This is a genomic window from Bradyrhizobium oropedii (assembly GCF_020889685.1).
GTDB classification, from domain to species: domain Bacteria; phylum Pseudomonadota; class Alphaproteobacteria; order Rhizobiales; family Xanthobacteraceae; genus Bradyrhizobium; species Bradyrhizobium oropedii.
The window spans coordinates 1-10,815 of sequence record NZ_JACMYO010000240.1 but is presented as its reverse complement, the minus strand read 5'-3'; the positions used below and the strand labels follow the sequence as shown (position 1 = coordinate 10,815).

Here is a 10,815-nt window from a genome sequence, read left to right as displayed (position 1 = left end):
CGGCCGCACCGGATTCGGCGCAAAGCGGGCTGCTCGCCGGTCTCGACTGGCTCGACAGCCTCAGCCTTACCGGCCTCGACGGTCAGAACCTCAACGAGATCGGCCTGAAGAACGGCAATCTCGTCGTCGATGACCAGCAGCGCGGCAACAAATGGAGCTTTGAGAATATCAGCCTGAGCCTGCGGCGTCCGAGCGGTGGCGGCGTCGCCCTCAGCTTCGGCGAGGAGGGCGCCAAGCCCTGGTCGGTCCGCGTCCTGGTTGGACCGCAGCAGAACGGCGTGCGCACGGTCGACATCAAGGCCGACAAGGTTTCCACCCGGAACATCCTGCTCGCGCTCAGGAGCAAGGATCTGACCTACACCGCCGACCTGCCGCTGTCGGGCGAGATGAAGGGCGAACTCGGTCGCGACGGCCTGCCGACCTATTTCCGCGGCAAGATCAATGTCGGCGCCGGCAACATCATCGACACCGATACGCCGGACTATCCGATGCCGGTCGATTCGGCCGAGATGAGCGTCGAATGGGATTCGGGGCGGCGCGTGCTGCTGGCGCCGATCAAGATCGTCTCGGGCGCCAACCGCATCACGCTGCTCGGGCACCTCGAGCCACCGAATGACAACGTCACGGACTGGCAGGCGGGCCTGTCCGGCGGCACCATCGTGCTGGCCGATGCCGACAAGAACGAGCCGCCGCTGATCTTCAACCGCATCAACGTCGGTTTCCGCTTCGATACCGAGAAGAAGCGCGTGCTGCTGACCCAGGCCGACATTTCGAACGGCGAGATCGGCGTCGCCGGCACCGGCAGCATCGACTACTCCGGCGAGCCGCGGCTGCAACTCGGATTCGCCGGCACGCCGATGTCGGCCTCCGCCCTGAAACGGATGTGGCCGATCATCATCGTGCCCGAGGTGCGCGAATGGGTGCTCGAGCGGATCGACCGCGGCACGCTCCAGCGCATCGATGTCGGCGTCAATTCGCCGGTGCATAATCTGTCGCGCAAGGGTCCGCCGATCCCCGACGACGGTCTCTCGGTCAACATTGTCGCCTCCGGCGTCACGGTGCGTCCGGTGGACAAGATGCCCGCGGTCCACGATGCGGATCTAAAGGCCAGGGTGACCGGCCGTACCGCGACCGTGACCATCAACCAGGGCATCGCCGACACGCCGGCCGGCCGCAAGATCACGCTGTCGGATTTCACCTTCGAGGTGCCTGACATGGCGCCGAAGCCGTCGCCGTCGAAGGTCAAATTCCGGGTCGATTGTCCGGTGCCGGCCGCCGCCGAAATCCTTGCCTCCGATCGGCTCAGCGATCTCTCCGGGCCGCCGATCGATCCCAACGCCAGCAAGGGCAACGTCACGGCGACGATCAATCTCGGCATGCCGGTGACGGGCGGGCTGACCAAGGCCGACACGCAATATTCCGTCTCCGCCGACATCTCCGGCGTCGCCGTCGATAAGCTGGTGATGAACCAGAAGCTCGAGGCCAATACGCTGAAGGTGATTGCCAGCAACGCCGGCTTCCAGGTCAAGGGCGACGTCAAGATCAACGGACAGGCCGCTTCGCTTGACTACCGCAAGCCGGCCGACGGCGATGCCGACGTCAAGCTGCAGGCGACGCTGGATGATGCAAGCCGCGCGCGCCTCGGGCTTGATCTCGGTCCTGCGGTGTCGGGCGCGATCCCGATCAAGCTGAACGGCAAGATCGGCAGCGGCGACAATCCCACCACCAAGATGGGCGTCGAGGCCGACCTGACCCAGCTCAAGCTCGACAACATCCTGCCGGGTTGGGTCAAGACGCAGGGCAGGGCCGGCAAGGCGACCTTCAACGTGGTGCCGAAGGGGCAATCGACCAGGTTCGAGGATATCTCGATCGACGGCGCCGGCGTGTCGATCAAGGGCGCGCTCGAGGTCGACCAGAATGGCGACCTCATGAATGCGAACTTCCCGACCTATGCGCCGTCGGAAGGCGACAAGACATCGCTACGGGCCGATCGCGGTCCCGACGGCGTGATCAAGGTGACAATGCGCGGCGACGTGTTCGATGGCCGCGGCTTCCTGAAATCGGCGATCTCCGGCCGCGACAGCGATCCCAAGAGCAAGACCAAGACCACCGATTTCGATGTCGATCTGAAACTCGGTGCGGTGGCGGGCTTCAACGGCGAGGCGCTGCGCGGCGTCGATGCAAAGATCTCGCGCCGCAACGGGTTCTTCAAGGCGTTCACGCTGAGCGGCAAGGTCGGCCGCGATACGCCCGTGTCAGTCGACATGCGCGGCCGCCAGCAGGGCCGCGAGGTGATCTATCTGCAAACCAGCGACGCCGGTGCGTTCCTGCGCTTCATCGACACCTATTCGAAGGTGATCGGCGGCCAGCTCACGCTGGCGATGGAGCCGCCGATCCCCGAACCGAGCCCGAGGGAAGGCCTCATCAACATCACCGGCTTCTCGGTGAAGGGCGAAACCCAGCTCGACCGCGCCGTCGCCGGCGGGCCGGTCAGCACCCAGAACGGCATCGGGTTCGACGCGCTGCGCGCCGAGTTCACGCGCCAGAGCGGCCAGCTCTCGATCCGCAACGGTGTGGTCAAGGGGCCGAGCATCGGCGCGACCATCGAAGGCAGTATCGACTATCTCGGCAACCAGGTGCGGATGAACGGCACCTTCATTCCGATGTACGGGTTGAACAACATGTTCGGCCAGATCCCGTTCTTCGGGATTTTCCTCGGCGCCGGCAGCAACGAAGGCCTGATCGGCGTGACATATGAAGTGGTGGGAACACCGAGCCAGCCGGTGCTGCGCGTCAACCCGATCTCAGCGCTGGCGCCCGGCCTGACGCGGAAGATCTTCGAGTTCAAGCAGTACGGCCCGAACGACCTGCCGACGACGAATAACTAGAGCGTCGGCTCATTTCCCTCGGCGGGCGATCCACGTTCGGATGGGTTTGCGGGCTGACCGGATCGTCGATCACTACGAGCGTCATGCCCATGCGTGCGGTGCTATCGCATATAGCCCGCCTCCGCAGGGCCGCACTGCCAAAATATCGAAAACAACCCCATGCAAAGTAGCTGGCGGTGTGCCGGCATTCGACACGGCAACTTGACATGTCGGGCAAATCAGTGACATTATTCTATTATTCAGAAATAACGCCGTATGCCCAAAAATGCCTACATGATCGGTGATCCACATTCAAAGTTCTAAGGCGTCTCTAAACTTGATGCCTCTCAAGCCTGCCGCTTTGCAGGCATCTTTGAGAACATCGTCGCAGATGATCGTTGGCATCCTGTAGGCCATGCGGAACACGTGAGCGGCACCAATTGCGTCTTCTTTGAAAACAAGGCGGGCCCCGCCTGCAATGTCGTAGAATTTATCGCCGATGTAGCGGTAGTCAGGTTCGCCGCGCTTGAAGATTTTCAGGCGGGATTCCGCTTCGTCGAGGGCATCGAGTATCCGGACAACATCACACAGCCAATAGGCGGGTCCCTGATATTCATCTTCCGGCAACGACACGTCGCATGGGAAGAAATCGAAGCCGCTGTGATCGACGGCTTGAAAAACAGCTTTCGTTTGATCTGAAACCAGCCAATAGTCGTTGAACATTTCAAGGTCGCGAGGAAGGCGTCCGGCTTTGCGATCGAGCAGGAAGTGCGGACGCACCGGATAGGCCGGAAAACCGCGTCGGCCAGCCGGAGCCAACAGCACCTTTTCACCTGGTACTAGCGTCTCGCGGTTTTGCAGCAGATAACCCGGCAGCCCGCCTCTTCGGTAATCGAAGGACATTTGGTAAAACCGACGACGCTTGAGTTGCTTTGCACGCCGGTCAATTTGCTTCGGCTTGTCACCGTTCATAACCGCTGCTCTTCCTCTATGGAACGTTCGTCAGCGCCGCAGCGCCGGCACCACCAGGAATGGGATCAGGCCGAGCACGACATTGACGAGCGCGAAGACGATCAGCGGATTGTAGCTGTGGGTCCAGTCGTGGATCAGGCCGCCGCCCCAGGAGCCGAGGCCCGAGCCGAGGCCGCTGCCGATCATGATGGTGCCGTAGATCGTGCCGACCCGCTCGCCCCGGAATATCTTCAGCGCGGTCGCGGTGATCAGCGGGCCGCGCGAGCCGATCATGCTGCCGAAGCAGATGATGAAGCCGGTCAGCAGCCAGTAGTTCGGATACCACTGCAATAGCCAGAGCAGGATGATGCCGAGGATCGAGACGCCGTAGCTGAACATCACACTGGGCCGGCGGCCGATGATGCCGTCGAGCGTGGACACGCCGAGCATGCCGACGAACAGCGCGACGCCGGAGAAGCCCCAGGCGGTGGCCGCCTGCAGCGGCGGGAAGCCGACGTCGATCAAATAGGCGACGATCTGCGCTGTGAGCGCATACATCGCGATCGCGGTGAAGAAGAAGGTCGAGAACAGCGCCCAGAAAGCGTGATGACGCATCGCGGCAAGCAACGTCCAACCTTCATCGATCAGGCCGGGCTCGGCCCTCTTCACGATGTGCGGCGATCCGCCGGCAAGCAGCCGCCACGGCAGGAAGACGAGTGGAATGAGGAGGCAGAGCGCGCCGATGCCGAACACCTGATAGGCCTCACGCCAGCCGATCCGGTCGATCAGCACCTGCGACAGCGGCAACAGCAGCAGCAGGCCGGCGCCGGTCGCCGAATACATCACGGCCATCGCGGTCGGCAGCCGCGGCCCGAACCAGCGGCCGAGTAGGATCGAGTTCGAGACGTTGCCGATCAGCGCGGTGCCGAAGCCGACGCAGAGGCCGACGCTGAGCTGGAATTGCCAGAGCTGTTGCGCGCGCGAGGCTATCAGGAATGCGCAACCGAGCAGCGACAGGCCCAGCGCATAGACTACACGCGGCCCCGAGCGGTCGAACAGGCGCCCGACCAGCGGCGCGGTCAGGCCGCTGGCGAGCCAGGTCAGCGAATAGACCGACACGACGGAGGCGCGATCCCAGCCGAAATTCTCCGAGATCGGTTTCAGGAACACCGTGAAGCTGTCGCTGAGGCCGCGCCCGAGCACCGACAGCACGAAGCACAGCGCGAGCACGTTCAGCGCGACGCGCGACTGTTTCGGCGGCGCTGCAAGCGTGTCGTTCGGAGGCGTGGTCTGGTCCATCGCATTCTTTTCGAGCGCGATCGGACGCAAAACCGGAAGTCCACTTTTGCTGATCGCGCTCCTGCAAGGAGCGCGCTTTCCGCACTCCCCACAACCGACAAATCCGAATGCGCCTATGCAGGCTTCAGCAGGATGTGGCGCTTCTTGCCGAGCGACAGCTTGACCACGCCTTCCGGCGTGAGATTGGCCGATGTCAGCAGCATCTTCTCATCGGTGACGGCGGCATCGTTGACGCGCAGTCCGCCGCCCTTGATCTGCCGGCGCGCTTCGCCGTTGGAGGCGACGAGCTCGGCCTTGACGAAGGCGGCCAGCACGCCGACGCCGGCTTCAAATTCGCCGCGCGGAATTTCCACTGTCGGCAAGGTCTCGGCCAGCGCGCCTTCCTCGAAGGTGCGGCGCGCGGTCTCGGCGGCCTCATTGGCCGCATCGCGGCCGTGGAGCAGGGCGGTCGCCTCAGTCGCCAGCACCTTCTTGGCTTCGTTGATCTCGCTGCCACCGAGCGCCGCGAGCTTGTTGATCTCGCTCATCGGCAGGATGGTGAACAGCTTGAGGAACTTGACGACGTCGGCATCCTCGACGTTGCGCCAGTACTGCCAGAAGTCGTACGGCGAGAACTGGTCGGCGTTGAGCCACACCGCGCCCTTGGCGGTCTTGCCCATCTTGTCACCGGAGGCGGTGGTGAGCAGCGGCGTGGTCAGCGCGAATAGTTGCGGCGAGCCCATGCGGCGGCCGAGATCGACGCCGTTGACGATGTTGCCCCACTGGTCGGAGCCGCCCATCTGCAACCGGCAGCCGGCGCGGCGCGACAGCTCGACGAAGTCGTAGGCCTGGCACACCATGTAGTTGAACTCGATGAAGCTCATCTCCTGCTCGCGCTCGAGCCGGAGCCGCACTGAGTCCATCGTCAGCATGCGGTTGACCGAGAAGTGCCGGCCGATGTCGCGCAGCATCTCGATCCAGTTCAATTTCGTCAGCCACTCGGCGTTGTCGAGCATGATGGCGTCGGCATGTCCGTCGCCATAGCGCAGCACCTTGGCGAACACGCCGCGGATCGAGGCCTTATTGGCTTCGATCTCTGCGACGGTGCGCATCGCGCGCGTCTCGTCCTTGCCGGAGGGATCGCCCACCATCGTGGTGCCGCCGCCCATCAGCGTGATCGGCTTGTTGCCGCTCTGTTGCAGCCAGTACAGCATCATCATGGTGAGGAAGTTGCCGATGTGCAGCGACGGCGCGGTGCAGTCGTAGCCGACATAGGCGGTCGCCTCGCCCTTGGCGGCAAGCGCGTCGAGGCCCTCGAAATCGGAGCACTGGTGGACGAAGCCGCGTTCCTGTAGAGTGTTCAGGAAATCCGATTTAAATGCAGTCATTTGTCGGCCAGCCAGCTCATTCTTGTTTTACGGTTTTTGCATCTATTTGCGGAACCTTGGCGCTGAGGCTGCCGCAGGCGGACGCGCAGTGGCATTATAGGATGTACTTGTTTGAGACAAGCCGGGGGTTCCCGGCTGGGGCGCTTCCATCATGATGTTAACGGCACTCGGTCTGATGAGCGGTACCTCGCTCGACGGGGTCGACGTGGCATTGATCGAGACCGACGGCCGCCAGATCAAGGCCTTCGGACCCTCGGGCTATCGGCCCTACACCGACGCCGAGCGCAGCCTGCTGCGCCAGGCGCTGACCGAAGCCGTTCATCTGTCGCAGCGCGACGCCCGGCCGGGGATCTTGCGGCAGGCCGAACAGGCCGTCACGTCAGCCCATGCCCAGGCGGTCGCCAGCTTCTTGGCGCAGCACCGGATTTCTCCCCAGGAGATCGACATCGTCGGGTTCCATGGCCAGACCGTGCTGCATCGCCCCGAGCGCAGGCTGACGGTGCAGATCGGCGATGCGCTGGCGCTCGCCCGGGTGATCCACATCCCGGTGATGCATGATTTCCGAGCCGCCGACGTCGACGCCGGCGGGCAGGGCGCGCCACTCGTGCCGGTGTACCACCGCGCGCTGGCGCAATCGCTGAACCGCGAGGGGCCGATCGTCGTGGTCAATATCGGCGGCGTCTCCAACATCACCTATATCGACGGGACCGACACGCTGATCGCCTGCGACACCGGGCCGGGCAACGCGCTGCTCGACGACTTCATGTTCCGCCAGATGCATCAGCCGTACGACACTGCCGGCAAGTTCGCGGCGCTGGGCAAGCCTGACGAGGCCTGGATCGCGCAGGCGCTCAGGCTGCCGTTCTTCTCGGCTCCGCCGCCGAAATCGCTCGACCGCAATGATTTCGCCGGCTCAAGCTCGGCGCCGTGGCGCCGGCCGATGGGGCCGCGACGCTGACCGCTTTCACCGCGGCCGCGATCGCGCGCATCGTGCCGCTGCTGCCGAAGGTGCCGAAGAGCTGGATCGTCTGCGGCGGCGGCGCCTCCAACCTGACGATGCTGCGGATGCTGCGCGAGCGCCTGCCGCCGGCAACCGTCGAGCCCGCCGAGGCGCTCGGCTGGGCGGCGGATGCGATCGAGGCGCAGGCCTTCGGCTTCCTCGCCGCGCGCGGCATGAAGGGACTGCCGCTGAGCTACCCCACCACGACGGGGGTGCCGATCCCGATGACCGGGGGCATCATCGCGCGACCGTGATTTAGATGCAAATGCATCTACCTTGACAGTTCCATGCCGCTGCATTTAGTTAGATGCAGTTGCATTGAACGCGAGGTTCGTCATGGCCGCCCTGAAACTGATCAGCCACAAGCTCTGCCCCTATGTGCAACGCGCGGTGATCGCGCTGCATGAGAAGGGCGTGCCGTTCGAGCGGATCGACATCGATCTTGCCAACAAGCCGGACTGGTTCCTGAATATCTCGCCGCTCGGCAAGGTGCCGGTGCTGGTCGTGACCGGTGACGACGGCAACGAGGTTGCGCTGTTCGAGAGCAACGTGATCTGCGAGTACATCGAGGAGACGCAAGCCGGCGCCAAGCTGCATCCGCAGGATCCGCTCACCCGCGCCGAGCATCGCGCCTGGATGGAATTCGGTTCGGCCATTCTCGGCGATCTCTGGGGGCTGGAGACCGCCACCGATGCTGCGGCCTTCGAGAGCAAGCGGCAGGCGGTCGCGGCAAAATTCGCGCGCGTCGAGGCGGCGCTCGGCGCCGGTCCGTTCTTCGCGGGAGAGAAGTTCAGCCTGGTGGATGCGGTGTTCGCACCGATCTTCCGCTATTTCGATTTGTTCGATCAGCTGACCGATCTTGCAGTGTTCACGCACACGACGAAACTTCGCGCCTGGCGCAGCGCGCTGGCCCAGCGGCCGAGCGTACGCAGCGCGGTTTCGCCAGATTATCCGGCGCTGCTGCACGCATTCCTGGTCGGCCATCGCGCGCACATGCTGAAGCTTGCCGCCTGAGCCATGTCGCACTCGCTTGCCTGGATCGCGCTCGTGGTCGCTGGCCTCCTTGATGTCGGCTGGGCGATCTCGATGAAATATGCCGAGGGTTACACGCGGCTCGGCTGGACCTTGGTCTCGCTGGTGCTGCTCGCCGCGTTCGTGTTCCTGCTCGGCCGCGCGTTGCAGGTGCTCGGCGTCGGCGTCGCCTACACGGTATGGACCGGCATCGGCGCAGCGGGCACGCTCGCCATGGGCGTGCTGTTGTTCAACGAGGCGCTGAACCCGATGAAAATCGCGGGGATCGCGCTGGTGCTGATCGGGATTGCGGCGCTGAAGTTCGCGCCGGAATGAATCCGTAGCCCGGATGGAGCCAACGGGTCGCGCGAACGCGCGCCCGATGACAGGCTCCGCGCAATCCGGGGTTTTTTTCGTGGAAAAAGCAGTCCCGGATTTCGCTGCGCTCCATCCGGGCTACCAGGTCAGCGGCACGCCTCAGCGCACGTTGGCGAGACGCATGTCGAGATAGCCGGTCACCGTCTCCATCAGCGGCTCGAGCTTGCCGTCGAAGAAGTGGTTGGCGCCGGGGATGACCTGCTGGTCGATCACGATGCCCTTCTGCGTCTTCAGCTTTTCGACCAGCGTGTTGACGTCCTTGGGCGGCACCACGGCATCCTTGTCGCCGTGGACGATCAGGCCGGATGACGGGCAGGGCGCGAGGAACGAGAAGTCGTAGAGGTTGGCGGGCGGCGCGATCGAGATGAATCCCTCGACCTCCGGCCGGCGCATCAGAAGCTGCATGCCGATCCAGGCGCCGAACGAGAAGCCCGCAACCCAGCAGGCACGCGCCTCCGGATTGATCGCCTGTGCCCAGTCGAGTGCGCTCGCGGCGTCAGACAATTCGCCGGTGCCGTGATCGAACGAGCCCTGGCTGCGGCCGACGCCACGGAAGTTGAAACGCAGCACCGAGAAGCCGCGATGCGCGAACGCGTAGTAGCACTGATAGACGATCTGATGGTTCATCGTGCCGTGGAATTGCGGATGCGGATGCAGGATCATCGCAATCGGCGCGTTCTTCTGCTTGGCCGGATGGTAGCGACCCTCGAGACGGCCAGCAGGGCCGGTGAAAATAACTTCAGGCATTGTGTTCCCTTGATTGACGCGTTCCCTTGATTGACGTCGATCAATCAACCGGTTGGAGCCATCTTCAGCGACGGGGCGCGAACAGGGCGGCTCATGATGGATTCGGCGCAGGCACCGCCGGGCGGCACGCTGGAGGGCCTTCTAGCATGACGCAAGGGGCAAAAATCAAGGAAATTGTGCCGCTTGGCCGGCGCGAATCCGCTCTGTGATGCGCGTGCCGGCGGCGATCGCGATCAACACGCCGAATTGCGCGCTGGCTACCTGAAGTTTTGGTTTGTCACATTGCTATCGTGCGCAGGGCGCCGCGATGTCTTGCCTGGCAACACGGCGAGACTCCCGCGAGAGCGAAAAATCTCCAGCGCGGGTCACTCTGATCTGGTCTCGATGCCCGACTGTCGTTATGTCGCAGTGGAGGCTGCGACCACGGTGATCGCGGCGGACGAGCTCCATGGCCGATCGCGTCTATCTCGACTGGAATGCCACGACACCGCTTCGCCAGGAGGCGAAAGCGGCGATGGCGGCCGCGTGGGAATTGAGCGGCAACCCGTCCTCGGTGCACAGCGAGGGACGCCGCGCGCGCCGGCTGATCGAGGATGCCCGCAATGCGGTGGCGAAGGCGGTCGGCGGCCGCTCGCAAGACGTCGTGTTTCTCTCCGGCGGGACCGAGGCCAATGCGCTGGCATTGACGCCGAGATTGCGCCGCGGAGCGGGCGCACCGGTGCGGCGCCTCCTGGTGTCCGCGATCGAGCACGCATCCGTGCTCGCGGGCGGGCGGTTTGCTGCTGAAGCGATTGCGGCGATCAATGTCACGCGCGCGGGTGTGATCGATCTCGATCACCTGCGCGCGCTGCTGGCGGATGGTCCACCCGCTTTGGTTTCGGTAATGCTGGCGAACAACGAGACCGGTGCCATTCAGCCGGTGGCTGACGTCGCCGAGATCGTGCACGCGGCCGGCGGTCTGCTGCATGTCGATGCGATCCAGGCGTTCGGCAAGATCCCGTTCGATCTCGCCTCGACCCAGGCCGACCTCCTGACGCTCTCGGCGCACAAGATCGGCGGACCGAAGGGCACAGGTGCGCTGGTGCTTGCCGAAGGTGTCGAGGGGCTGGAGGCTGCGCTGCGCGGCGGCGGGCAGGAGCTCGGGCGGCGGGCCGGTACCGAGAACGTCGCAGGGATTGCAGGCTTCGGCGCGGCC

General features: G+C 64.2%; 8 protein-coding genes and 1 pseudogene. 5 read left to right on the top strand and 4 right to left on the bottom strand.

What is annotated here, in order from left to right:
* Window positions 1-2,888 (top strand): YhdP family protein (locus tag H8A95_RS38315; RefSeq protein ID WP_229187780.1); only part of this gene is annotated, 2,888 nt, incomplete at its 5' end.
* Window positions 2,889-3,179: 291 nt separating this feature from the next.
* Here the strand turns inward: H8A95_RS38315 and H8A95_RS38310 are convergent.
* The 3 genes from H8A95_RS38310 to tyrS all read right to left on the bottom strand — a co-directional run bounded on the left by H8A95_RS38310 (window position 3,180) and on the right by tyrS (window position 6,484).
* Window positions 3,180-3,839 (bottom strand): imm11 family protein, encoded by a 660-nt coding sequence (locus H8A95_RS38310; protein ID WP_229187779.1) that lies wholly within the window; start codon window positions 3,837-3,839, stop codon window positions 3,180-3,182.
* 30 nt (window positions 3,840-3,869) lie between these two features.
* A complete protein-coding gene (locus tag H8A95_RS38305) occupies window positions 3,870-5,117 on the bottom strand; it encodes an MFS transporter (protein WP_229187778.1) in 1,248 nt (415 codons plus the stop codon).
* Between the two features lie 113 nt (window positions 5,118-5,230).
* Window positions 5,231-6,484: a tyrosine--tRNA ligase gene (tyrS, locus tag H8A95_RS38300; protein WP_229187777.1), complete on the bottom strand. Its 1,254-nt coding sequence runs from the start codon at window positions 6,482-6,484 to the stop codon at window positions 5,231-5,233.
* 151 nt (window positions 6,485-6,635) lie between these two features.
* Here tyrS and H8A95_RS38295 point away from each other — a divergent pair.
* The 3 genes and pseudogenes from H8A95_RS38295 (at window position 6,636) to H8A95_RS38285 (ending at window position 8,831) form a co-directional block, all read left to right on the top strand.
* Window positions 6,636-7,738 (top strand): annotated as a pseudogene (locus tag H8A95_RS38295) (anhydro-N-acetylmuramic acid kinase).
* 82 nt (window positions 7,739-7,820) lie between these two features.
* Window positions 7,821-8,498 carry a glutathione S-transferase family protein gene (locus tag H8A95_RS38290; RefSeq protein WP_229187776.1) on the top strand — a complete coding sequence of 226 codons (678 nt, stop codon included), beginning with the start codon at window positions 7,821-7,823 and terminating at the stop codon, window positions 8,496-8,498.
* Between the two features lie 3 nt (window positions 8,499-8,501).
* Window positions 8,502-8,831: a DMT family transporter gene (locus H8A95_RS38285; protein ID WP_229187775.1), complete on the top strand. Its 330-nt coding sequence runs from the start codon at window positions 8,502-8,504 to the stop codon at window positions 8,829-8,831.
* A gap of 141 nt (window positions 8,832-8,972) precedes the next feature.
* Here the strand turns inward: H8A95_RS38285 and H8A95_RS38280 are convergent, their stop codons facing one another.
* Complete coding sequence (locus tag H8A95_RS38280) at window positions 8,973-9,620, bottom strand: alpha/beta hydrolase (protein ID WP_016843213.1); 648 nt, start codon at window positions 9,618-9,620, stop codon at window positions 8,973-8,975.
* A gap of 448 nt (window positions 9,621-10,068) precedes the next feature.
* Between H8A95_RS38280 and H8A95_RS38275 the strand changes: the two genes are divergently transcribed.
* Window positions 10,069-10,815: cysteine desulfurase family protein (locus H8A95_RS38275; RefSeq protein WP_229187774.1), on the top strand; the 747-nt coding region annotated here is incomplete at its 3' end.

Excerpts from the sequence above, each read along its gene's own strand:
- H8A95_RS38310 (WP_229187779.1), bottom strand. The coding sequence starts at position 3,839 with ATGAACGGTGACAAGCCGAAGCAAATTGACCGGCGTGCAAAGCAACTC.
- H8A95_RS38305 (WP_229187778.1), bottom strand. The coding sequence starts at position 5,117 with ATGGACCAGACCACGCCTCCGAACGACACGCTTGCAGCGCCGCCGAAA.
- tyrS (WP_229187777.1), bottom strand. The coding sequence starts at position 6,484 with ATGACTGCATTTAAATCGGATTTCCTGAACACTCTACAGGAACGCGGC.
- H8A95_RS38290 (WP_229187776.1), top strand. The coding sequence starts at position 7,821 with ATGGCCGCCCTGAAACTGATCAGCCACAAGCTCTGCCCCTATGTGCAA.
- H8A95_RS38285 (WP_229187775.1), top strand. The coding sequence starts at position 8,502 with ATGTCGCACTCGCTTGCCTGGATCGCGCTCGTGGTCGCTGGCCTCCTT.
- H8A95_RS38280 (WP_016843213.1), bottom strand. The coding sequence starts at position 9,620 with ATGCCTGAAGTTATTTTCACCGGCCCTGCTGGCCGTCTCGAGGGTCGC.